The following is a 22,252-nucleotide window of genomic DNA, read 5'->3' as shown; positions in this document are numbered from 1 at the left end:
TTCCTTTCTTCTGGGGAAAAATCAGGATTTGTACTGCCGCAAAAAACGGCACTTGTGACAAAGTAATCTCTTACTATTTTATCACAGGTGCCGTTTATAAGCAAATATAGATTATAGCAAATCACGCCCTGTTTTTGAGTGCAATTTTGTGCTATTTTTTGGTAGTGTCGTTCAGGTCTTCCACACTAAGCGCCACTTTGTGCTGAATGGGCTTCCATTCAATGTTCGTAAACACCGCGTAAACCATTGCAATCGCATAGGTGAAAATAAACAGCGGGAACAACAGCCAACCAAAGAACATCGCTTTTTTCGATGCACGGATGCGCTTTCTCTGCGTGATGCACGTGATACCGCCGACGAACCACAGCGTCAGTATAGAACCGAAAATGCCGCTGCACACGGAAAGCACACAAACGCCCATATCCGGCGTGCGCGTCACAACGCCCGCCGCGACCATAATCGCGTTAAACACGATTGAAGCGCAGGTCAAGACAAGGCACGGAATGTTGTTCATAATCATATCGAAGCAGGCAAAACTGCCATCCACAACGGTTTTTTTCAGCATTTTGAAGCCGTATCGGCTGAAAACCTGCAAATAGCCCTTAATCCAGCGGGCACGTTGCGTAAAGGACTGCCCAAGCCGCGTGGGCTGCTCGTCATAAATAATGGCGTTTTCGCAGTAACCGACCGTGTCGTCCTTTAAAATGCGGTCCACGGTGAACTCAAAGTCCTCCGTCAGCAGGAAATGCTTCCAACCACCGTTTTCGCGTGCAATCTCGCTGCTGAACAAAAAGCCGGTGCCGGAAACGCAGCTGCTGGTACCGAACATCATACGGGCGCGATTGAGCTGCGTCGCTTCGCGCAGGAAGAAAATGGAGTAGCCCGCGCTGATCCAGTTGTCGCCAAAGTTTTTCGAGTTGCGGTAGGACGTGACAACCTTGTAGCCGTTGTCAAAAACGTTATTCATCTCGGAGATAAAATTCTCATCCAGAATATTGTCCGCGTCAAAGACGAAAAAACCGTCGTAGGCATATTCGCCGAAATTCTTAAAAATGTTTTCTAATAAGAAACGCAGCGCATAGCCCTTGCCCACGGCATACGTATTGTGGCGCTCGTAAACGACCGCCCCGGCTTCACGCGCCGCCTGCGCGGTGTTATCCGTGCAGTTATCCGCCACAACAAAAATATCGATAAGCTCCTCGGGATACTTCTGCGCGCGCACACTGCGGATGAGCTGCGCAATGACGGCTTCCTCATTGCGCGCGGCAATCAGCACACCGTAGCGGTGCAGCTTCTTCGCTTTAAAGACTTTCTGCTTTTTTAAAAGCGCCGCCACAAGGTAGACCGCCTGGTACGCGTAGCAAGCCATAAATAAAATAGAAATGATAAAGTTCACATATGACAGTGTTTTCATGGTTTCTCCTTTTCTGGCCTTGGTGCAGGACCAACGTCATCGTCTGTTTTCAGATTTCCAATTCTGTCTAAATCTCCGTATTCAAAGCGCAACGCGCAACCGCCATCCGCTTTCATTCACATTCTATTCACAGTTTTCAGTATTTTCATTATACGGCATAGAAAAGGAATAAACAATAGAAATGTGCGATTCTTATGAGTTTTGTAAGAAACCTTAAATTTCTGCGAACAGTGCACCAAATTTTACGCACTTTTTCGTGATATTCACGAAAGGAAAATTAATTTTAACTTTTTCGCAAAAAAGACTTGCATTTTTCGGGGACTTGCTATATAATAATCGAGCAACAGAAAATTGGGCGCTTAGCTCAGCTGGCTAGAGCACCTGCTTGACGTGCAGGGGGTCAGCGGTTCAAGTCCGTTAGCGCCCACCATAGAAAACCCGCATGAACGCTTAGTTTTTGCGGGTTTTTGATTTATCTGTAACACACTAAATAACACACTTTATATTTTAAACCTCCGTTTTCCGGCTGTTTCGGTTGGCTGGCGGGGGCTTTTTTGTGCTTGTTTATGCTTATTCGGTTTTATTCGGTGCCTGCGCGTCTTTCGGCTGATCGGTGAGGAGCTTTCGGAAAAGCCTGTTGATCTTCTCGGCGGTCTCGGTGTCCTCGCCTTGCAGGGCGTGCCCGTATATGCCGAACGTGTCCATGCTCTCCGAGTGCCCGACAAGCGGTTTGACTTCGCCGACCGGCAGCGTTTTCACGACAGAAACGAACGTGTGCCGGAGCTCGTAGGGCGTGGTTTTCGTCATGCCGTTCGACGCGCAATACTTCTGCCAGCGCTCCCTATACGCCGTGGGCGACGGAAGCGGGAACACATAGCCGCTTTCGCTCGGATATTCCTGAAGCTGCAAAGCGAGCTCACAGCGCGCGAGATCGGACAGGACGAACGACCGCACGGCGTTCTCATTCTTCCCCTGCGTCGTTTCACCGTAGACGTTTACAGACCGCTGCACGTACACCACGCCGCCCTGAATGTCCTTGACGCGCAGGCCGCGCAGCTCTCCCGGGCGCAGACCGGTCAGCACCTGAAAGCGGTACGCATGAATATACTCGTCTTTCTGCCGTTTTCCCTTATACAGCGCGGTATCTGTGGAAAACAGCGTACAGAGGTCATCCGGCTGCAGGACCGTCTTCCCTTTTAGCCTGGCGGAAGCGGGTATATGCACATCGTCCGGGCGGTAGGTGGTCTTTTTATTGCGCCGGCACCATTTCAGGAACTTGTTCAGAATGCCGTTTATATCCTGTATGGTCTTTTTGGAGCGCCCCATAGCAGCGGCTTTATCCAGCATCTTTTGCACGTCGCCGTCGTTCAACTCGGTAATCTTCCGCTTTCCGAGGTTCGGAATGATCCAGACGCGCCCCACACTGTCCACATGGTTGTATTCCGTGGTGCTCATGTTCTCCTTGCACTCCTGCCGATATTGGTTGTACGCCGCTTCCAGGCGCTCCCCTGTGGGCGAGATGCCGTCATCAAGCCACGCGTCGGCTTTGGCGTTGGCTTCTCTCTGCCCGGTCCTGCCGGGGGCGGAGCTGTAAAAGCTGCGGCGGTATCCGTCTTTCTGTACGTTGATCTGCCAGCGGTTGTATTTTTCGTTCCATGTCGCTGTGTTCGTCCGCTTTCCCATATATGCGCTTCTCCTTTCTGCCTGTGCGTCTCTGCACGGGCTTTTTGTCTCCGTAGGGTATTTTTGCGTTTTCATCTATCGTCGCTTACAGCGCGTTACAGAGCGTTTTAAAACTATGTGCAGAAAACAGACCCCTAACGGCAGGTGTAGTTTTCTGTAGTCGTGCGCCGCCTTTTCCCTTTTTTCCGTTCTGACCACCCCCTCCTGCTTCCCCTTACGGGGGTAAATTGGCGCTGGACGGCACCGGGTCGCCAACACGGGTATGGGGGTCCATCCCCCACCCCTTTAACGTGAAAGCGGTGCAGGGCATAAGGCAAACTGTCCACAAAGCAGTGTTTTGTATTTCCGTAAAGTCTGATATTTCCTATCGTTCCAGGCGCTGGCGCGTGTGGACAAAAATTTTCGAACGTGTGTATAGCGTGTGTATGCAGCTTGCACATTTCTATCCACGTTCTCGTTATAGAGAACGACTAAGTTCGGCTTAGGGTGTCGGTCAAATCGATACCCTTGCCGGTGCATGGGGGTCAATCTGGCTTACCCCGTTGGGTGAGCGGAATTAGAGTACGGTCATCGAGCAAGAGGAGCGATATTCAGCACCGAACCTATTGCATGTAGTGAACTGAACTCACCTCATTGAAAGCAGGTCAGAACTTGCCGCGAAGCTCGATGACCTTGCCAATGACACGCACGGGCAGTTCCTCTATCTCCTGCGCGGAGTAAAATATAGGTTCATAGACCGGGTTGAACGCTTGCAGCATGATACCGTTTTCTTTCTTGATGAGCTTTTTCACCGTGGCTTCATTGCCGTTCACCAGCACAACGGCTATTTCTCCGCTTTCCACGTCCGGCTGTTGGCGTACAATAACAACATCGCCGGAGCACATACGCGGCTCCATACTGTTTCCTTTAAGCTGCAAGGCAAAGAACTCGCCGGTGTTTGCAAGCTCCTGCGGGATCTCCTCAAAGTCCAGAATGTCTTCCACGGCTTCAATCGGCAGACCTGCCGCCACTGTACCGAGAACAGGAATGCGAACCCCGTGCACCGTCTTTCCGCTTTCGGAAGCGGAACCTTCGTTTTCGCTCTCCTCCATGGAAACGTTATAGCCCATAAGCCACGCCGGACTGACCTTCAACGCCTGCGCGAGCACGTACAGCTTTTCTTGACCGGGTTCAACCTTGCCGTTTACGTACTGGCTTAAATCGTTCTTATTCAATCTCACATGAAAAGCATCGCAATACGGTTCGGCAGCTTTCAGAATATCCACCTGTCTTAAATTACGAATACGCATAAGTTCTTTTAGCCGTTCAGCAGTGTTTGTTTTCCTCATGTGTTATCACCTCATGTCTATACATTAGCATACTTTGAACTAAAGTTCAATAGTTAAACATAAAAAGTTCTAAAATTTTGAACTTTTGTATTGACAAGCCTTTTCGCATGTGTTAGACTATAATTGTTCAAAATCATTGAACTAAGGAGGTGAACAAGATGTCGTACAATTATTCTAAGCTGCGCGGACGTGTTGTTGAGAAGTTCGGAACACAGCGCGCCTTCGCAAAGCAGCTCGACCTTTCCGAACGCTCGATTTCCCGCAAATTATCGGGGAAAGTAACGTGGAAGCAGTCTGAGATCGTCAAAGCCTGTGAACTTCTCTCTATCAATGCAGACGAGATCAGCGCTTATTTTTTTGCTATGTAAGTTCAATTTAGTTTAACTTTTACAAAAGGAGGAATCCATGACCCACAAAGCAGCACCGCTTCCGAAGCTGGTGTTTCTGGAAGCGGGCGAACACGAACCGTACACCACGGACAAAATCATAGCGGAATGCGCACAGGTGAAGCGAAAAGTCGTTTCTGACCTTATCCGCCGCTACAAAACCGATCTGGAAAGCTTTGGAATTTTGCGTTTTAAAAACGCTAAAATAATTTCCGAAGACGGTCGCGGACGACCCGAAAAGCTCTACCACTTAAACGAACAGCAAGCGACGCTTTTGATTACATACCTGCGTAATACCGAGCCGGTAAAGGCGTTCAAAAAAGCACTGGTAAAAGAGTTCTACGCCATGCGCGCCGAACTGACAAAGCGCCGCGAGCTGCGTGCAGAGGGCAAGCCGCAGCGGCGGAGCCTTACGGACATGATACGCGATAACCCGGGGGCGAACCGCTGGGACTACAAGCTATACACCGATTTGGCGTACAAAGCCGCTTTCGGCAAGACGGCGGCGCAGATCAGGAAGGAACGCGCCCCGGGCAGCAAACGCCGGGCGGTGGATCTTCTGACCGCGGACGAGCTTTCCGCCTACCAGAAGCAGGAAAACGCCGTTGCGAGCCTGTACGCCGTCGGCGTGGATTATGAAGCGATGAAAGCGGTATTACTTACAGAAAGGACGAAATAACATGCAGAATTCATTAGGTACATACCCCATAGGCGGGAAAGAATATCCGGTCATCGGTCTTTCGCGGTTCAAAGGGCAGGCCGTGCCCGTCGTAGACGTGCCCGTCATGTCGGACTTCCGTTGGCAATTAAACGCGCTGAAAAGCCGTTTACAGCGTCCGGACCTCTACGAGAAACAAGAATACGTGCCGCACACGGTCAACAAACTCCGCCACTGGCTTATCCGGAACATCGACAAAGCAACCGAAGCCGAGCGAAAAGAAGCCGAAGCCCTGTTTAAGACGGGCGCACACAGAAAGGAAGCGTGAACCATGGTCAAATGGAACAAATTAAAAGGCCGCATGTTCGAGCGCGGCATAACGCAGACGGACATTGTAAAAGCCATTGGGCGCGGCGTGAACTACGTCTGCACCCGCATCAACGGGCACAAGCCGTGGACAATTGATGAAATGGAAATCATCGGCGAGCTTTTAGAAATTCCCCGCAATGAGCTTATAGATTATTTTTCTGCGAAAGGAACATTGCCGTCATGCCGCAAGTAACAGACCCCCGGACAAAAAAAGCGCCCCGTTCGGCGGCAACCGAGCGAGACGCAAAGACAAATAAATCCTCACCCAGACGATACCACGAACCGGCGGAAAAGTCAAGTGCAGATAGCCGGGAAGGACGCATAGACGCTAGCATGAAGCTGATGCAGCACATGCCGTTGAGCTACGCGCGCAGGCTGTTCACCACGGCTTTGGTGTGGGATAGAAAGCTATAAACACAAGCGGCGCGCTGAACGCCGCTTTCGGCATTTTTTGAAAAGGAAGTGAAAATTTGACCTTAGACGAAATTAAGGCACGCCTGCAGAACGTCCACGGCGGTTCCGCACGGTGCCCGGCACATGAAGACAAATCAAACAGCTTATCCGTCACAGAGGGCAAAAACGGGCGCGTGCTCTTAAAGTGCCACGCCGGATGCACGACGGAGAAAATCTGCGGGGCGCTCGGCATCACGGTCGCCGACCTCTTTTCAGAATCTCTCAAAAAGGAAGAAAAGCCTCGGAAGGAAAAGCGCGAATTTGTGGCGAAGTACGACTACACCGACGAAAACGGGGCGTTTCTGTACCGCAAGACCCGCTACCGCACCGAAAGCGACAGCAAAACCTTCGTGTGGTCGCACAAGGACGGCAAAGAGATGAAGATCGGGCGCGGCGGCGCGGAGCCGGTACTTTACAACCTGTGGGAAGCGGCAGATAAGCCCGAGCTTTATATGGTGGAGGGCGAAAAGGACGTTGAAACACTGCGCCGCATAGGGCTTACGGCGGTCTCCGTGCCGGACGGCGCCGCATCCAAATGGCACGGGAATTTCACCGCAGCGCTCGAAAGCAAGCGCGTGACGATCATTGAAGATAACGACGAGCCCGGCAAAGCGTTCGCAGAGCGGGCAGCACAGGCGCTTTTCGGGCACGCCGCAGAAGTGAAAATACTGGACCTCACACAGGAATGGACGGATTTAAAGCCGCACGGCGATATTTCCGACGTCGTGGACATGGAGGGCAGCAAAAAGGACGTTTTGCGCCGCTTGGAAGCCTTGCAGATCACCACGCCCGTTTATACCCCGCACAATGCGGAAGCGGCACAAGAGGCCGCACAGAGCCCGGAGGACGCGTTTTTCGAGTGCTTCCGCCCCCTCAGCGATTTTGACGAGCGGGAAGCCGCGTGGCTGATTCCAGGCTGGGTGCCGAAAGGGCAAATCACCTTATTAGCTGCCGACGGCGGCACGGGCAAAACCACGCTGTGGTGCAACATCGTCGCCGCATTGAGCAGCGGACGAAAGAGCCTGCTCGACACCGCCGACACGGACCGCAAGCCGCTTTCCGTTGCGTTTCTCACCACAGAGGACAGCGTGCGCCAGAAGCTAAAACGCAAGCTGCGCGAAGCCGGAGCCGACCAAACGAAGGTGCTGACGCCCGATTTTCTCGCCGACAAAGAAGGACTGCTGCGGGACTTCAAGTTCGGCACGCACAAAATGGCATCGTTTATCCGCCGCTTCCGCCCCGCGCTGTGCGTCTTCGACCCCGTGCAGGGGTTCATTCCGCCGGAGATCAACATGGGAAGCCGCAACGCCATGCGCGATTGTATGGCGCCGCTGATCTCCCTCGGTGAAGAATACGGCACGACGTTTCTTATCATCTGCCATACAAACAAGCGCAAGGGTGCTTCCGGGCGCGACCGCATTGCCGACACCGCCGACCTGTGGGACATCGCCCGTTCCGTGCTGATGATGGGCTACACGGAGGAAGCCGGCGTGCGCTACCTCTCGAACGAGAAGAATAACTACGCCTCTTTGCAGGAGACCGTTTTGTTCACGATAGACGAAGCCGGTCAACCCCACCGCAGCGGAACGAGCATGAAGCGCGACCGGGAATACATGTTGGCGGCAGCGGCGGAGATCAAGAACCCTACGCTTTGTAATGACTGCAAAGAAGCGCTCTTGCAGGTTCTGGACGAAAACGAGTGCAGCATGGCGGTAAAGGATATGGAAGCCAAGCTGAAAGAGTACGGTTACACGTTCCGCACCATACGCTGGGCAAAGGAAGACCTGTGCGCATCCTCTGCCATACGCGTGAAACCGGGCGGCAAAGGCGCTCCTTGGGTCGTGGAAAAGACCGAGTTTTCCGAACCCGATACATACACCCCACCGTCAGACACTTGAAAAGTGGTCAAATCTTAAAAAAATATAGATTATATCTATCTCTCAAGATTTGTCAGGGTGGTCGAGACTTAGTGTTCAGGTGACAAGACTTAAATCAAGAGTTGACCACAGTGTCAAATCTTGGGGCCCGCATAAACACTGGGAAAAGTTAAGATTTGACCACTCTGCGTCTCTCTGACGGAAAGCGTGCAAGACTTGTACAAGACTTAACCTCTGCGCCCTTCGTGTTTCACGCAAAAAAAGGAGAATTCATGACAAACGAACAGATTGCCGCATTGGCGCGGCAGGGTGACCGGCGGGCGCTCTTTGATTTATGGGAAGCGGTGAAGCCATTCTGCATGGCAGCGGCGGGGCACGTTTACCGCAGGCACGACCCCGCGAAGCTCTCCAGGCGCGGCGTGACACTTGAAGACCTCCAGCAAGAGACCTACTGCGCGTTCCGAAAAGCTCTTGCGGCGTTCAAGCCGGAGCGGGCGTATAAATTCACCACCTATCTTTCCTACCCGCTGAAAAACGCCTTTGCCCAGCTTTTGGGCTACGGAAATACGAAGCGCAATCCGCTCGACGACTGCCTGAGCTTTGACGCGCCCGCCGGTGAAGATAACGACGCCCCGCTTTCCGACGCGATAGAAGACCCGGAAGCGGCGCAGCAGATCACGGACGTGGAAGACGACTGCTACACCGCCGCCCTGCACACGGCGCTTGAAACCGCCATGCGGGAGACCTGCGACCCGGTAGAGCAGCGCGTTTTGAAGACCCGTTTCTACTTGAACCAGACGCGCGGGCAGTGCGCCGAAACGCTCGGCATAACGAAAGCGGGCGTGCGGCAGTTGGAATCCCGGGCGCTGCGCAACATGCGAAAGCCCGAAGCCCGCCGCCTTTTAAACGGCTTCCGGGAAGAATACGCTTATTCCGTTTCCACGTCGTTCTCCGCATGGAGCGCTAAAGGCAGCAACCCCGAGCGCGTCACAGAGCTTCTGGAACGCGATTTCCACGGCTTTAAGTGAATTTCATGACACGAGTACGCGCGGGAAAAACAACACCCCCACAACCGTTCTTTTCGGCTGCGGGGGCTTGCTGTTTGGGGGCTGTTGTGTTATACTGTGGGTGTCTAAGGTCGTTTTAACGGCTGCCGTTTCAGCGGCTTTTCCCCTTGCATCGCTTTACCGGAGCTTTGCAGGGGGATTTTTCATTGTACCGAGAACCGGCGCGTCTCCGTCTGCCGAAGGAAGCTGCCGTACAGGTCCGGCATAGCACGCTTGAAAGCGGCGCTGTCAAATCGGCAGCTTTGCACGCTCGCCCAGCGGATGCGAAAAACGTCCACCTGCATTTCCGTTACGTTCTGCGTAGTCATCTCCGCTTTAATGGCGTCCTTCAGCATGTCGATCTCCTGCGCGATCTCCCCCGCCTGCGCTTCCAGCTCCCGCAGACGGTATACCGCTTTCTTCAGGTCTTTCTTGCTCATGGTTGCTGCTCCTTTCCGTCGTTTGCGTTATCGCCCCGAAGGGCTTGCCCCCGATGCGAGGGGCGGCGCTCGGACTTTTGGAAGAACGGGTTATGCCGCTCCCCCGCGTCAATCCGCGAAGCGTCATGTTTCTGGTTCACTGACTAACCGGTGTTTGCCCGGTACCTACCGGGGCGGCTTTCTCTGGGAGCCGTCGAACCGTCGGGCTTTAACAAGAGTTCGGGAGCCAGGACGCTTACGCTGCTATATTCCACCTATCTGAGGGCTTTCAAGTCGTTAACCCCGGCTTTGTCGTTTCCCTTACCTTGTGATTATAGTATACACTAAAAAGTTTCGTTTGTCAAGCGTTATTTGCAACTTTTTAATTTATTTTGAAAAATATTTTTGACGATTGACATTTTATAATGTACACGTTATAATTAGAGTTAGAAAAAGGTAGGTGTTATTATGTCTTTAACAATGGGAGAAAAAATAAAGGTGATCCTGAACCGCAGAAACATGACCATCGCCCAGCTCGCCGCATTGACCGGGCAGTCCCGTCAGAACATGTCAAATAAAATGTCTCGTGATAACTTCTCTGAAAAGGAGCTGCGCGAGATCGCCGAAGCGCTGAACTGCTCCTTCTCCGCAGAATTCATCATGAACGACACGAATGAACGGATATAAGGGGAAAGCATGGCTTTACCACTAAAAGCAAAATACCCCAATATTAGCGAATGGTCTCATGCGGTGCAAGAAAGAGACGGACATACATGCCGGATTGGTGGAGCAGTTGGCGTAAACGCGCACCACATTCTTCCCCGTTCCTATTTTCCGCAAAAGGAGCGCGAGTTGAACATCGGTGTTACCTTATGCCGCCGGTGTCATTGCCTTGCTCATCGAAATTGGTTCGGCTCAACCGGCGGGCACAAATTAGCTGCACGCGTGCCGCTTCCGAACTTTCGCTTCGTGACAAAAGCAACGATAATCATGTACTTATCGCCCGGTTGGTAGTAGGCGACGCGGTTAATTCCATTCTGTCATACGAGAAAAAAGGTGACGTTGTTTCAGCAAATTCGCTTAGAGATGATATTGACCGCCTGTGCGCCCTGCTCCAGTGCCAACCCGGCAACCTGGTAGAATATGAGGAGGTCAAGCCCGATGCCTGAAATAACGCCGGAGCTTGAAGATGCCGCTTTCTGCGAAAAACTCGTAGACGAGTACGAGAACGACCCCGAAAAAGACGTTTCCTACACCTTGGAGGACTGCAAAAAGGAATGGGGGCTTATTATATAGCTCTCGGCTTTGCATACGGAAGCCGCAAATAAAAACGTAACCACAGCGCATATATTTCGACCAAAACGCATAAGCTATAAAGCGGAAAGAATGTACCGGAATTTGAGCAAAAAGTATTGACTTTTGCCCATAATCTATGGTATCATTTCTTTCAGTGATTGTGTTGCAGTAGCCTGCGGGCCTGCAACCCCAGAAAAGTCTCTGCGCTTTGCGTAGGGGCTTTTTTGTTTATCAAGGAGTTAGCATGAAGAAGTTCTACACCTACGAAGAACAAATTGAACACCTAAAGAAAAAAGGTCTGGTCATCGCCGATGAAGAAGCCGCAATTTCAGCTTTGAAACGGTATAGCTACTATGCCGGTGTTTCCGCATACAAAGACATTTTCAAGATCGGGCCAAACGATAACTACATACCCGGCACAGAATTCACGCACATCGTCGTCCTTTATATGCTTGACCAGTCTTTGCGCGATATGTTCCTGCATCAAATAGTTGGTATTGAGCGACACATGAAATCCCTTTATTCTTATACGTTTTGCTCCCTTTACGGAGATCGCCAAAAAGACTATCTGAACGCCAACAACTACAACTATGCGCAGCATCAAAATCAGGTAAACGAATACCTTGTCATGGTGCTGGACCAACTCAGAAAACCGAAGCATGAATATATTTCCTACAACCTGTCGAAGTACGGAGAAGTTCCGTTTTGGGTGTTAATCCACGCGCTGACCTTTGGCAACATCTCGAAAATGTACAGCTTTTCACAGCCAAAGCTGCAAAGCCAAATCGCGCGGCAGTTCGGCGGCCCTGTTAACCCTAAAACGCTTGCTTCCATGCTTCAGGTTCTCACCAAGTTTCGCAATATCTGTGCGCATGGCGAACGCGTATACGCCTTTAAGCCACGCATGACCATCGACGATATGCCCATTCATGCCGAATTGAAAATTCCGAAGCGTGGTACGGTCTACATGTACGGTAAGCAGGATCTGTTCGCCGTAGTGATCGCCTTGCATTATCTTCTCCCGAAAGAAGAGTTCAAATCTTTCGTCATAGGCTTAGACGCCGTTCTCACTGCGCACTTCTCAACCTTGCCGAGTAAAACAGCATCGAAAATACAAAAGCGAATGGGATTTCCTGAAAACTGGAAAGATATTCTTGAATGCTAAAAAGCCCCGCCGACAAAACGCCGGCAGAGCTTATAGGGGCACAACACGGCAGCACACCGCTTCCGTGCCCGAAAAAACAACACACTTTATAACACACTTTCACCCGCAAGCGGCAAAAGCACCCTTTTACCTACAAGTAATAAAACCCGCATAAACACTGGGCTTTTTAAAGATTTGAAAAGGCTTTTTTCCCTCAAAAATACCTTTCGTCCCGGTTCAAGTCCGTTAGCGCCCACCAAAACCTCAGGAACTTCGGTTTCTGAGGTTTTTCTTTTTATCCAAATGACTATTTTTGAACATTCTCTCCCCCATCGCGCTGAAATTAAGGCTGATGGGGGCTTTTAATTTGCTTCAACCCATGGGATTAGCCCCATAGCCCGTCCATGTGCCCTCGCCTACATTTGCGTAGGCGACATACTCGGCCTTGCGCGCTCCCGGGTCAAAGCGGAACATAAGCGCTATGGAATCGCCGCCTCTGTTTCTGATCTGCCCGACGACATAATACACATCGTCAAAGCAATATATGCGTCGGCTTTTATGTCCATGGCATCTCCATTTTATGCGGTTTAGTCCCGCTGCATTTTGGCGTCGAGCAGAACAAGGTCTGCGGCATCGGGCCTGCCGTTTTCGTTTAAATCGGCAGCAAGCGCAGCTGTGTCGGTCAGTTCCGTCTCCCCGACGAGCACACGCTGCAAAAGACGCATATCGGCCGTATTCACGGTGCCGGAAGCGTTGATGTCGCCGGGCACAATGACCGTATACAGCTTGTCGTCGATCAGCACGCTCATGCCGGTTTTCAGCCTGCCGGAGGCCGCTGCGGAGGATGACGTGTACACTTCCACTTCCGCCTGTGGGAACGCTGCCCGTAGCTTTGCTGCCGTAACACCCGGTTCTGCGTACAAAATGTGGCCGGAAACACGCAACTTCGCCGTGACATCCGGATCCGGCGTGGCGGTCGGTTTCGATGTAGCCGTTGGCTTCGGCGCCGTGCTCGGTTTCGGTGTAGCCGTCGGTTTCGGCGTCGTGCTCGATTTTGGGGTAGCCGTCGGCTTCGGCGTTTTAGAGGGCTTTGGGGTCGCGGTCGGCTCCGGCGTAGGTGTCGGGATGGGCGAAGGTGTGGGCGTAGGCTGCACAAATGTACCGAACGGCTCTCTGCACAGTGCGCCGTTTTGCCAGATGATCGCTGCATTTGCGGTGAGTGCAGCCGCTTCGCCGGAAAGCGTGAAGAACTCCGCCTTGTCGCCGCGGCACACGCGCGAGACCTCCGAGGTGTCCGAAAGCCAGTAGAGCATGTCGCCGCTCAAAACGGCCTCCGTCACGATCGTGTCTTCCGCCCACTCTTCTCCGGAAAACAGGCGCACTTCGCCCTGCATGTTGACGTACACGTCGCTGCCAAGCAGCTTATACGGCCGCGCAGCCGGCGCATAGGTAAACGCCGTGCCGGAAAGTGTCGGCACATTTCCCGCAAGCGAAAGCTGCACGGCACTTTCCGAAAGCAGCACATAAAGCGTACTATCCACCGTCTGTATGCCGAAAATTTTGTCTTCAAACATGAATTCCGTTAGGGGCTCACCCGCTGCGTCAAACACTTGCAATGTACTCGGCGCGCCGTAGGTAACAGCATAAAGCCTGCCCGCGCTGTCGCTTTCCGCAAAGCGCAGGCCGCTCGTCACAGGCAAAGCGAACAGGTCTGTTTCCTCCAGTGTTTCCGCACTGAAGCGCTCCACGGCAAGGAACTCCTCCGTTTCGGCGAAAACCGTCACGGTATCGCCATGCAAAACGGCATATTGCCCGTTAAACGGTGCTTCGGCAGAACGACCGTCCGGGCGATACAGCACCGTCGTACGACCGGTGTAGACCAGTATCTCGCTTTCACCATAAGTTTCATACAGTAAAACCTGCGCATCCTTGTCTTCCGTGATGCTCTGCGGGGCAAATCCGCAAAGCAAAAGTAAAAAGAGAATTGCCGCAGCACCCGCAAAATATCGCCGTTTTTTCATGTTTTCGTCCCCTCTCTGCGCCGAACAAACTTCTTGACAAGAGTATATCGTAATCCGTTGAACATTTAAATAGTTTTTCGGCAATCTCTGCCATATTTTGCAACTTTCTAACAAACTCACCAAATGGCTCGGGCGATTCTACGACATTTTCACATACAAAAAATCGCCGGAGCGCACTTGCCCCGGCAATTTTCCGCATACTATCTGTTATTTTTCTGTTATTTTTTGAGCTTACGCCCGTCTTCTTTCGCAAAAAATTCCTTTGTCAGCTTCACCACCGTGCCGGAAAGCAATAACAACGCGATAAGATTCGGAATACTCATCAGGCCGTTAAAGGTATCGGCGATGTTCCACAGCAGGTCAAGGTTGACGGTTGCGCCGAGGATTGCGACGAACGAATAAATGACGAGGAACGGGCGCACGGCCTTACTGGTGCGGAACAGAAATTCCACAAAACGCGAGCCGTAAAGGCCCCAGCCGATGATGGTCGAGAACGCGAAGCAGCACAGAGCGACCGCAGAGAAAATGGAAGCCCAACTGCCGTAGGTCGTCGTAAAGCCGGAAATCGTCAGGTCTGCGCCCGCCATAGTGCCGTAATTCACCGCCGTGCCGCTGCACAAAATGACAAGCGCCGTCAATGTGCAGATGACGATGGTATCGACAAAAACCTCAAAAATGCCAAACACACCCTGTTTTACAGGCTTTTTCGTATCGGCGCAGGCATGCGCGATAGAACCCGTGCCGAGGCCGGCCTCGTTGGAGAAAATGCCGCGGGAAACGCCGCGCTGCATGCTGATGAACAGACTGCCGATGGCACCGCCCGTGAAAGCCTTCGGGTTAAACGCGCCAACAACGATCGATGCCAGTACCTCCGGCAGACGCGTAATGTTCAGGACAACCACGCCAAGCCCCAAAAGCACATACAAAAGCGCCATAAACGGCACGAGTTTTTCGCTCACACTGCCGATGCGCTTGATGCCGCCCAGTAGCACCATGGCAACGAGCATTGCGCATAAAATGCCGATGACAAGGTTCACCGTGGGAATGTGGTCCGCGCCAATCACATTGTACTGCGTCAGCGCCGTATCGATAGCGGTTACAATGGTGTTCACCTGCGTAGCGTTTCCGGTACCAAACACCGTCAGCGCGCCGAACAGCGAATACAGCACCGCCAAAAATTGCCAGTGCCTACCGAGGCCGTTTTTAATGTAATACATCGGCCCGCCGACCCACTCGCCGGTTTTGCTGCGCTCACGAAAATGTACCGCCAACGTAACTTCCGCAAACTTTGTGCACATACCGAGCAGTGCGGAACACCACATCCAGAATACCGCGCCCGGGCCGCCTATCGCAATAGCGCCCGCCACACCGGCAATGTTGCCCGTGCCCACTGTGCCGGCCAGCGCCGTGCATACAGCCTGAAACGGCGTCATGGAACCGTCCGAGGCATCTTTTTTTCGGAACATGCGCCCTGCCGTGGTGCGCATGGCATAGGGGAATTTGCGGATCTGCAAAAAGCGCGTGCGGAAGCTTAAAAGCAAGCCTACGCCGATGATGCAGGCCATGGCCGGAACACCCCAGATAAAATCGTTCACCGCTTTGTTTACGGCAGCTATGATCTCTAACATGATCTTCCAACTTTCGTTTCTCAAATTTAATGCGTTTTTCACTTTTCTGTCAGGCAAAGTCGAAAAACGCAGAATAATATTTTTTATTATACACACATATGCAAGATGTAGCAAGTAAAAATGCGTATTTCTTTCGCACAAGGTCGGAAGACAAAAGTAATTTGTTGAATCAACCAAATACATTCAGCTTTATAAATCTTTTAACCGATAAAATCTATTTTAAAACAGAAAAAATCCACAAAGACCGAAATCTTTGTGGATTCCTTGGCGCGCTTGAAGGGACTCGAACCCCTGACCTACTGGTTCGTAGCCAGTCACTCTATCCAGCTGAGCTACAAGCGCATTTCTCAAACAGCTTCATTATTATAAGCTCAAAAGTGCAATATGTCAACCCCTTTTTTAAAAAAACTTCAAATTTTCTCCGAAAATCTTATTTTAGCCAAAAATACTTGCATCGGCATTTTTATTGTGGTATTGTTTGACCAAAGACTTTATTCGTTCCCTTTACACCAACTCGATTTCATTTAGGAGGCGTTTACTATGATCGATCTTACCGAATTTGAAAGCCGTGCAGTGCCGCTTCGCGCACTCGGCGTTGTGGTCTCGCAAAACGGCACGCAGCTGGCCCGCAAGCTGTGGGACGATGCCTGCCGCCGCAATGTGTATTCCGCAAGCAAAAGCTTTACTTCTATGGCAGTCGGCATTGCGCAAAAAGAGGGCCTGCTCTCCATCGACGAAAAGCTCACGGACACATTCAAGGATGACCTACCCGAAATCGTTTCCGACAACTTAAAGGCCGCCACGGTGCGCGATTTGCTCACCATGTGTCTCGGACAGGAAAAGAGCTTTTTAATGGGCGGCGAACGCCCGTACTATGAAGACCGCAACTGGGTGCGCCTTGCGCTTCGTCAGCCGTTCGTGTACGCGCCGGGCGAAAAATTCGTGTACAACAACGTCGGCCCATACCTTGCCGGCATTCTCGTGCAGCGCCGCGCGGGCTGCGACCTTGTCCATTACCTGATGCCGCGCATGTTCGCGCCGATGGGCATTCAGCTGCCCACATGGGAAAATGACCCGAACGGTCAGACCTTCGGCGCGGGCGGTCTGTTCCTCACCATTGACGAGCTGCACCTGTTCGGTCAGCTATTATTGCAAAACGGCGAATGGAACGGCAAGCAGCTCATCACCGCCGAGTGGGTCAAAGAAGCGACCTCAAAACAGGTCGAAAACGGCAGCGAGGGTTACGGCTACCTCTTCTGGGCAGGCCCCGAGGGTTCCTTCCGCGCCGACGGCAAATACGGCCAGTTCGTCATTTTGATGCGCGACAAAAACGCCGTTGTCACCGTCACCGCCGAAAGCCGCGATGCCGGTGCACTGCTGCGCGCCGTCTTTGAGGAGATCTACCCACAGCTTTAAAATTTGAATCACAAGCAAAACGGCGCCGCACAGAGATAATTTACCCTGTGCGGCGCCGTTACCGTATGCTCCGTATTTTCCGTATCGAGCGTCCTTTCGCAGCGCTTTTCAGCCTTCCGCAGCTTCTAACAGCTCGGGTTCGCTCGTTTCAGTTGTTTTATTATATTTTTTATAATACTTTGTTGTTTTCTGACGGTACAGCATCAAAAGGCCGCGCACGCAAAGCTCCGTCCCCATGGCCGTCCACATGCCCGGCAGACCGAAATTGCCGACGAGCAGCAGGGCAAGCCCGATGCGCACCACCCAAATACTGCCGAGGTTCATCATACTCGGCACGAAGGTGTCGCCGGTGCCGCGCAGTGCGCCCGCCGCAACGATGGAAACGCCGTACAGCGGTTCAGCCAGCAACCCGATGCGCAACGCCTGCGCCGCAAGCGCGCGGACGGAGAGATCGGGCGTCAAAATGCTGAATACAAACGGGCACAGGAACATCATCAAAAGTCCCGTTATCGCCATAAAGCCCGCGCCCATCACGATACAGATGTTGCCGTAGCGCTTGGCAAGGTCGGTCTTTCCCGCGCCGATGTTGCGCCCGACGAGCGTCGTCGCCGCCGAGCCGATACCGTAGCCCGGCATGTAGCACAAGCTCTCTGCCGTCACGGCGAAGGAGTTTGCCGCGATGGAGACTGCACCGAGCGGCGCAATGATCATAGTCGCGACGACCTGCGCGCTGCACATGGCGATCTCCTGCACGCCGACCGGAAGGCCGATCTTTAAAGCTTTTTTGAGAATTTCCGGGTCAAAGCCGTGCTTTTCGGTCTCTTTGCGGTTGAGCCGCAAATGCGGGTTGCACAACAGGCAGCGCCACGCCATCGTCAGGCTGATGACCGCACACGCACTCGCCGTGCCGATGCCCGCACCCATCACGCCGAAATGCGGAATGAAAATGGTATTGAACACCACATCGAGTAAACACATGGCGGCGTTTAAAATGCTCGGCGTCAGCATATCGCCGCTGCACTGCAAGAACGACGAGTTCAGCGAGTTGATCTGCGAAAACGGGATCATCAGCGCGTACACCATAAAGTATTTCGAGGCATCGTAACGAATAGCCGGGTCGCCGCCGAGCCACGTCGGCAGCATGCTGTGGATGGAAAGCCCCAACGCGCACAAAATCCCTGCCACGCACAGCGCCGTGCACAGGCCGTGACGCACCACGCTTCTCGCTTCCGCATCATTTCCCGCGCCGATGTTATGCGCCACCTGCACGGAAAAGCCCGCCGAAACAGCGTATGTAATGCCGCCCAGCAGCCATGTGCTCGTGGATACCAGACCGATCGCCGCCGAAGCGTTCGCGCCGAGCGAACCCACCATGGCGGAATCGATATACTGCATCACGATGGTTGTGATCTGCGTTAAAATAGCCGGCAGGCTCAGTACCCAAACTTCCTTCACCTGCGGCTTCAGTTCATGCCAGCTTATTTTTTTCATGTCTCGCTCCCCGTTTCTTCAAATTCCCCTGTTGTAAAATAGCGGTGCATCACGCCGGAAAACCGGAACAGCTCCTGTACAAATTCCGGGTCTTTATCTTTAAAATACAGTCGAAAAAGCCGTTCTTCTGCTTCATACACGGGCTTTAAAACCTCATTCGCGTAGTCTCTGCCCGCTTCTGTCAGCGTTACGGAAAGCTCCCTGCGCTCGCCGGGAATGGGGCTCTGCACCACAAAGCCGCCCTTTTCCAGCTCTTTGATAAGCGTGTTCACCGTCGTTTTCGGGAATCCCCAGTCCCAGCAGATCTGCTTTTGCGTGTGCCCCTCGCCGTCGTTCAGCGCCGAAAGCAGCCACAGCATATTCGGTTTGATCTGCGCACTTTTCGAGAACACATCGTAAGCTGCGTCTATGCCGTACACCGCCTTGCCAAGCTGCCGGAAAAACGCATATCGTTCCATTTCGCTCCACCCCGCTAAAATACGAATTCGTATTTTATTTTAGCACGGGTCCGGACGGGTGTCAACCACGGTGTCGTGTAAATCGTAAATATTTTTTGAATAAGAATGTAAAACCCCCGCCCCGGGTGCCGGCACAAAGCCGATTTCCGGGGCGGGGGTTCATTACTTTTAGGTTTTCACTTTACTTTTCGTGTCTCTTCTTTTTATAGATGAGCACCGCTGCAAGCGCGCCTCCGCTCAGCACGAGCGCCGCGCTGCCGAAAACGACCGGCAAATTACTGCTGCCTGTCTTCGGGTTATTGGGGTCTGCTTTCGGCGCCGGAGTCGGCGTAGCCGTCGGTTTTACCGTAGGCGTCGCGGTCGGGACTGCCGTCGGGCTTGCAGAAGGTGTAGCCGTGGGTGTTGCCGTCGGGCTTGCAGAAGGTGCAGCCGTGGGTGTTGCCGTAGGCGTCGCGGTCGGAACCGCCGTCGGGCTTGCAGAAGGCACAGCCGTGGGTGTTGCCGTAGGCGTCGCGGTCGGAGCCGCCGTCGGGCTTGCAGAAGGCGCAGCCGTAGGTGTTGCCGTAGGTGTCGCGGTCGGAGTCTCTGTGGGCTTTTCCACCAACGCGGCCATAGCATCTTCAATGGCCTTCGCCATTGCGTCTACCTCGTCTTGTTCCGTTATGTTCTTGTCGCGCACAACTGCGTTAATCGCCGTTTCCACTGCGGTGAAGTCTGTATATGCGTCTTTATTCAGTGCATTTGCCTTGGCAATGGCCTCGTCCACTTTCGTGTAGTCGGCAGGCAAATAAGCCATTGCAATCGTCTGCGTGTGCGTTGCCGTATCAGACGTAATCGTTATATTGTCGCTATACGCTTTGCAATTATCAGCTGTTACCTCAACAGGGTAAGTTCCTGCTTCCAAACTGACAGAGCCGGTAACCTCCTGACCATTCACTTTAACAACAACATTGGTCAGACCGTCCGGCGTTACAACGAAAGAAACCGGATAGACAGCCTTTGTGATAAAATGAACATTTTTATATTTTGCAAAGTCCTGAGTACCGCTGGAAAGCAGGTCAATTTCTGTTCCTTCCGAGTCTACAGCTTTTGCATAGTTCAGGTGATAGCCATCGGCAATCACAGGCACACATTTATCGGAAATTGCAGGGGTATTGTCCGCACTCGTATTCTTTGCATCAATCTCTGCTTCTTCTACGGTAAAAGTACCGTTACCGCCCATGGGGTATTTACCGTCAGTGGTTACTTTGGCGCCTCCTTTGATCAGAATATTGCCTTTTGCCCATATTGCACCGTCCGCAGTAGAGGTACAGTTTACCTCGCCGCCGTTAACCGTCAGATTACCTGCAGCATACAGACCGGGATAATAGCTTGTTGCTTTAATTTTAGATGCAGCAAGTTCAATATCGCCGCCGCTCCCTTCTTGATCTTTCCTGATATATGCTCCGTTGCGTTCGTCCTGAGTCGCCTTAAGCGTAACATCGGCGCCGTTTACAATCTTCAGACCATGGGCATCGATTCCGGCATACAAGCCGGTGGAATCCACTGTTGCCCCGTCAATTTCGACCATTCTTCCGGCTATGCCCAATCCGCCTTCAGAGTTTATTATGACCCTTGCTTTATCGGAAATCTTGACGTCAGCCCCTGTGCTAATTCCATCGTAGTTTTCCCCGATAACGTTGATCACCAGTGTTCCATCGCCGGTAATCTCGACAGAATTGCTGTAATTGAGGTATATTCCCACTCCTCCGCCGGGATCGGTTCGGGTAATGCTATTTGTCCCGGTCAACCGTATCTTCAACGTACTGGGGATAGTCGTTTTAATACCGTAGTCCGACAGGGTGTCGTTGTCAAGGGTAGCATTGTTCAAGGACAAGGTGTGCGCGGCCGGGTCATAGCTTACTGTTCCACCGCAAAGATTATCCTTATTTTCAGACGTGACCTGTACGCCGTCTACCCAGATGTCGTAGACTGTGGGTTCCGCTGCCAGTGCTGTGGCAGGCAGGAGTCCAGCTACCATTACAATGCTGAGTAGGATTGCAAATAGTTTTTTCTTCATAATAGTTCCTCCATTTTTAATTTTCAGAACGTACCGTATATACTGTTTCTATTTTAATCATATACGAAGTTCAGTTGAAAATCAACCTATTTTCCTTTCTTCTTTCTTAAATTTTACGTTATTATTCACAACAAGAATTAAAAATCCGCATTCCCGGTTTTTACGGAAATGCGGATTTAATTTCTATGAATTTATACGGTTTAGCTATGGTTTAAAACGCATTAGCCCATACCGCTGCCGCCGCAGGTCGTAAACGGAATCATCGCCTTGCCGGCAAAATCAGAACTTTCCGCCGCCACCGCCGTGGGTCGTGCCGGAGGACGACGTGTGCGTTGCGGAGCCGCCGGAAGAATCGTTGTCCTTCGGCTTTGCCGTGCGGTTCACGTGCGAGTAGAGGAACACGTCGTTTGCATACGCCACGTTCATGCTGCCGGGACGCACATAATCCGACGCTGCCGCCTTACGGCGCACGGTCTTGAGCTGCCCGCGCATAAAGCCCGTCACAACGAGCGCCGCGACGAGGCCGATAGCAAGCGAAACCAAAATCGCCGGGCCCCACGGGAAATCCCCCACGGTGCTCTCCTCGTATGCCTCGCCTTCCTCGTAGTAACCGCTCTGCACGCCCGAGATGTAGTTGTCGCACATATCGGCATACGTTGAAAACGCGTCATAATAGTAGCCGCCGCTGAGGTCGCTCAAAAACGCATCCTCCATATTGCCGCGCCGCGCATCCGTAATGGCCGTAATGGCGCTGCCCGTCGTCGTTATGTACCAGTCGCGCTCTTCCATGCTGATAAGCAGCAGAACGCCGTCCGGGTTATACTTATACGAATTATAATCGTAAAAATCGTCCGCATATTCACGCGGTGTCTTGTCGCCGATGGAGTCTTCCGTCACAACGGCAACGTCCACGCTCAGCCGGTCGCTGATCTCATCAAGCTTCGCGAGCAGATTACTTTCTTCCTCGCCCGTCAAAAGGTCCGCGTTGTCGATCAGGTGCGGCGTGTAGTCCTCCGCCGTATCGGCAAACGCCGGAACAGACACAACTACACATAAAAGAACGGCGAAAAATACCGATAAAAGCTTTTTATTCATTCTCCGCACCC

At 52.4% G+C, this 22,252-nt stretch carries 21 protein-coding genes and 2 tRNA genes; 11 read left to right on the top strand and 12 right to left on the bottom strand.

Going from position 1 to position 22,252, the window contains the following annotated elements:
• Positions 1-151: 151 nt before the first annotated feature.
• Entirely contained in the window at positions 152-1,414 is a 1,263-nt protein-coding gene (locus R2K26_RS02115) for a glycosyltransferase family 2 protein (RefSeq protein ID WP_316518524.1), read from the bottom strand.
• 353 nt (positions 1,415-1,767) lie between these two features.
• Here R2K26_RS02115 and R2K26_RS02110 point away from each other — a divergent pair.
• A tRNA-Val gene (locus tag R2K26_RS02110) sits at positions 1,768-1,844 on the top strand.
• A gap of 140 nt (positions 1,845-1,984) precedes the next feature.
• Here R2K26_RS02110 and R2K26_RS02105 read toward each other — a convergent pair.
• Both R2K26_RS02105 and R2K26_RS02100 read right to left on the bottom strand, forming a co-directional pair.
• Entirely contained in the window at positions 1,985-3,097 is a 1,113-nt protein-coding gene (locus tag R2K26_RS02105) for a tyrosine-type recombinase/integrase (protein WP_316518521.1), read from the bottom strand.
• Between the two features lie 644 nt (positions 3,098-3,741).
• Positions 3,742-4,425 carry a S24 family peptidase gene (locus R2K26_RS02100; protein WP_316518520.1) on the bottom strand — a complete coding sequence of 228 codons (684 nt, stop codon included), beginning with the start codon at positions 4,423-4,425 and terminating at the stop codon, positions 3,742-3,744.
• Between the two features lie 158 nt (positions 4,426-4,583).
• On the opposite strand from R2K26_RS02100, the gene R2K26_RS02095 reads away from it, so the two are divergent.
• The 6 genes from R2K26_RS02095 to R2K26_RS02070 all read left to right on the top strand — a co-directional run bounded on the left by R2K26_RS02095 (position 4,584) and on the right by R2K26_RS02070 (position 9,196).
• On the top strand, positions 4,584-4,793 hold the full coding sequence (locus tag R2K26_RS02095) for a DUF739 family protein (protein ID WP_316518519.1): 210 nt from the start codon (positions 4,584-4,586) through the stop codon (positions 4,791-4,793).
• Positions 4,794-4,830: 37 nt separating this feature from the next.
• Complete coding sequence (locus tag R2K26_RS02090; RefSeq protein ID WP_316518518.1) at positions 4,831-5,490, top strand: Rha family transcriptional regulator; 660 nt, start codon at positions 4,831-4,833, stop codon at positions 5,488-5,490.
• Between the two features lies 1 nt (position 5,491).
• Positions 5,492-5,797 carry a hypothetical protein gene (locus R2K26_RS02085; protein ID WP_316518516.1) on the top strand — a complete coding sequence of 102 codons (306 nt, stop codon included), beginning with the start codon at positions 5,492-5,494 and terminating at the stop codon, positions 5,795-5,797.
• A 3-nt stretch (positions 5,798-5,800) separates the two neighbouring features.
• Positions 5,801-6,031 (top strand): hypothetical protein, encoded by a 231-nt coding sequence (locus R2K26_RS02080; RefSeq protein ID WP_316518515.1) that lies wholly within the window; start codon positions 5,801-5,803, stop codon positions 6,029-6,031.
• Between the two features lie 277 nt (positions 6,032-6,308).
• Positions 6,309-8,189 (top strand): AAA family ATPase, encoded by a 1,881-nt coding sequence (locus R2K26_RS02075; protein ID WP_316518514.1) that lies wholly within the window; start codon positions 6,309-6,311, stop codon positions 8,187-8,189.
• A gap of 251 nt (positions 8,190-8,440) precedes the next feature.
• Complete coding sequence (locus R2K26_RS02070) at positions 8,441-9,196, top strand: sigma-70 family RNA polymerase sigma factor (protein WP_316518512.1); 756 nt, start codon at positions 8,441-8,443, stop codon at positions 9,194-9,196.
• A gap of 182 nt (positions 9,197-9,378) precedes the next feature.
• Here R2K26_RS02070 and R2K26_RS02065 read toward each other — a convergent pair whose 3' ends face one another.
• Complete coding sequence (locus R2K26_RS02065; RefSeq protein ID WP_316518511.1) at positions 9,379-9,654, bottom strand: hypothetical protein; 276 nt, start codon at positions 9,652-9,654, stop codon at positions 9,379-9,381.
• A gap of 447 nt (positions 9,655-10,101) precedes the next feature.
• Here R2K26_RS02065 and R2K26_RS02060 point away from each other — a divergent pair, with 447 nt between their 5' ends.
• From R2K26_RS02060 to R2K26_RS02050, 3 genes are all read left to right on the top strand, one after another.
• Positions 10,102-10,320 (top strand): helix-turn-helix transcriptional regulator, encoded by a 219-nt coding sequence (locus R2K26_RS02060; protein ID WP_316518510.1) that lies wholly within the window; start codon positions 10,102-10,104, stop codon positions 10,318-10,320.
• Positions 10,321-10,794: 474 nt separating this feature from the next.
• Positions 10,795-10,929: a hypothetical protein gene (locus tag R2K26_RS02055; RefSeq protein WP_316518509.1), complete on the top strand. Its 135-nt coding sequence runs from the start codon at positions 10,795-10,797 to the stop codon at positions 10,927-10,929.
• A gap of 244 nt (positions 10,930-11,173) precedes the next feature.
• Positions 11,174-12,094 (top strand): Abi family protein, encoded by a 921-nt coding sequence (locus R2K26_RS02050; RefSeq protein WP_316518508.1) that lies wholly within the window; start codon positions 11,174-11,176, stop codon positions 12,092-12,094.
• A 351-nt stretch (positions 12,095-12,445) separates the two neighbouring features.
• Here the strand turns inward: R2K26_RS02050 and R2K26_RS02045 are convergent, their stop codons facing one another.
• The 4 genes from R2K26_RS02045 to R2K26_RS02030 form a co-directional block, all read right to left on the bottom strand.
• Complete coding sequence (locus R2K26_RS02045) at positions 12,446-12,601, bottom strand: hypothetical protein (RefSeq protein ID WP_316518507.1); 156 nt, start codon at positions 12,599-12,601, stop codon at positions 12,446-12,448.
• A gap of 59 nt (positions 12,602-12,660) precedes the next feature.
• Complete coding sequence (locus tag R2K26_RS02040) at positions 12,661-14,094, bottom strand: dockerin type I domain-containing protein (RefSeq protein WP_316518506.1); 1,434 nt, start codon at positions 14,092-14,094, stop codon at positions 12,661-12,663.
• A gap of 218 nt (positions 14,095-14,312) precedes the next feature.
• Positions 14,313-15,722, bottom strand: coding sequence for a sodium:alanine symporter family protein (locus R2K26_RS02035; protein ID WP_316518505.1), 1,410 nt, complete (start codon positions 15,720-15,722; stop codon positions 14,313-14,315).
• A 265-nt stretch (positions 15,723-15,987) separates the two neighbouring features.
• Positions 15,988-16,064 (bottom strand) — tRNA-Arg (locus R2K26_RS02030).
• A gap of 198 nt (positions 16,065-16,262) precedes the next feature.
• Here R2K26_RS02030 and R2K26_RS02025 point away from each other — a divergent pair.
• On the top strand, positions 16,263-17,138 hold the full coding sequence (locus R2K26_RS02025) for a serine hydrolase (RefSeq protein WP_316518504.1): 876 nt from the start codon (positions 16,263-16,265) through the stop codon (positions 17,136-17,138).
• 108 nt (positions 17,139-17,246) lie between these two features.
• Here R2K26_RS02025 and R2K26_RS02020 read toward each other — a convergent pair whose 3' ends face one another.
• From R2K26_RS02020 to R2K26_RS02005, 4 genes are all read right to left on the bottom strand, one after another.
• Positions 17,247-18,629 (bottom strand): MATE family efflux transporter, encoded by a 1,383-nt coding sequence (locus R2K26_RS02020; RefSeq protein WP_316518503.1) that lies wholly within the window; start codon positions 18,627-18,629, stop codon positions 17,247-17,249.
• Positions 18,626-19,087, bottom strand: a complete 462-nt coding sequence (locus R2K26_RS02015; RefSeq protein ID WP_316518502.1) for a MarR family transcriptional regulator — start codon at positions 19,085-19,087, stop codon at positions 18,626-18,628. The genes R2K26_RS02020 and R2K26_RS02015 overlap by 4 nt, the downstream gene beginning before the upstream one ends.
• 181 nt (positions 19,088-19,268) lie before the next feature.
• On the bottom strand, positions 19,269-21,146 hold the full coding sequence (locus R2K26_RS02010; RefSeq protein WP_316518500.1) for a hypothetical protein: 1,878 nt from the start codon (positions 21,144-21,146) through the stop codon (positions 19,269-19,271).
• Positions 21,147-21,425: 279 nt separating this feature from the next.
• Positions 21,426-22,241, bottom strand: a complete 816-nt coding sequence (locus R2K26_RS02005; protein WP_316518499.1) for a TPM domain-containing protein — start codon at positions 22,239-22,241, stop codon at positions 21,426-21,428.
• Positions 22,242-22,252: the final 11 nt, after the last annotated feature.

Origin of the sequence: Neglectibacter sp. CSJ-5, assembly GCF_032490475.1 — a bacterium.
GTDB lineage: Bacteria > Bacillota > Clostridia > Oscillospirales > Acutalibacteraceae > Hominenteromicrobium > Hominenteromicrobium mulieris.
This window is presented reverse-complemented; position numbering and strand designations above follow the sequence as displayed.

Excerpts from the sequence above, each read along its gene's own strand:
- R2K26_RS02020 (WP_316518503.1), bottom strand. The coding sequence starts at position 18,629 with ATGAAAAAAATAAGCTGGCATGAACTGAAGCCGCAGGTGAAGGAAGTT.
- R2K26_RS02055 (WP_316518509.1), top strand. The coding sequence starts at position 10,795 with ATGCCTGAAATAACGCCGGAGCTTGAAGATGCCGCTTTCTGCGAAAAA.
- R2K26_RS02095 (WP_316518519.1), top strand. The coding sequence starts at position 4,584 with ATGTCGTACAATTATTCTAAGCTGCGCGGACGTGTTGTTGAGAAGTTC.
- R2K26_RS02015 (WP_316518502.1), bottom strand. The coding sequence starts at position 19,087 with ATGGAACGATATGCGTTTTTCCGGCAGCTTGGCAAGGCGGTGTACGGC.
- R2K26_RS02100 (WP_316518520.1), bottom strand. The coding sequence starts at position 4,425 with ATGAGGAAAACAAACACTGCTGAACGGCTAAAAGAACTTATGCGTATT.
- R2K26_RS02025 (WP_316518504.1), top strand. The coding sequence starts at position 16,263 with ATGATCGATCTTACCGAATTTGAAAGCCGTGCAGTGCCGCTTCGCGCA.
- R2K26_RS02080 (WP_316518515.1), top strand. The coding sequence starts at position 5,801 with ATGGTCAAATGGAACAAATTAAAAGGCCGCATGTTCGAGCGCGGCATA.
- R2K26_RS02035 (WP_316518505.1), bottom strand. The coding sequence starts at position 15,722 with ATGTTAGAGATCATAGCTGCCGTAAACAAAGCGGTGAACGATTTTATC.
- R2K26_RS02090 (WP_316518518.1), top strand. The coding sequence starts at position 4,831 with ATGACCCACAAAGCAGCACCGCTTCCGAAGCTGGTGTTTCTGGAAGCG.
- R2K26_RS02105 (WP_316518521.1), bottom strand. The coding sequence starts at position 3,097 with ATGGGAAAGCGGACGAACACAGCGACATGGAACGAAAAATACAACCGC.
- R2K26_RS02050 (WP_316518508.1), top strand. The coding sequence starts at position 11,174 with ATGAAGAAGTTCTACACCTACGAAGAACAAATTGAACACCTAAAGAAA.
- R2K26_RS02005 (WP_316518499.1), bottom strand. The coding sequence starts at position 22,241 with ATGAATAAAAAGCTTTTATCGGTATTTTTCGCCGTTCTTTTATGTGTA.
- R2K26_RS02040 (WP_316518506.1), bottom strand. The coding sequence starts at position 14,094 with ATGAAAAAACGGCGATATTTTGCGGGTGCTGCGGCAATTCTCTTTTTA.
- R2K26_RS02060 (WP_316518510.1), top strand. The coding sequence starts at position 10,102 with ATGTCTTTAACAATGGGAGAAAAAATAAAGGTGATCCTGAACCGCAGA.
- R2K26_RS02010 (WP_316518500.1), bottom strand. The coding sequence starts at position 21,146 with ATGAAGAAAAAACTATTTGCAATCCTACTCAGCATTGTAATGGTAGCT.
- R2K26_RS02085 (WP_316518516.1), top strand. The coding sequence starts at position 5,492 with ATGCAGAATTCATTAGGTACATACCCCATAGGCGGGAAAGAATATCCG.
- R2K26_RS02065 (WP_316518511.1), bottom strand. The coding sequence starts at position 9,654 with ATGAGCAAGAAAGACCTGAAGAAAGCGGTATACCGTCTGCGGGAGCTG.
- R2K26_RS02115 (WP_316518524.1), bottom strand. The coding sequence starts at position 1,414 with ATGAAAACACTGTCATATGTGAACTTTATCATTTCTATTTTATTTATG.
- R2K26_RS02070 (WP_316518512.1), top strand. The coding sequence starts at position 8,441 with ATGACAAACGAACAGATTGCCGCATTGGCGCGGCAGGGTGACCGGCGG.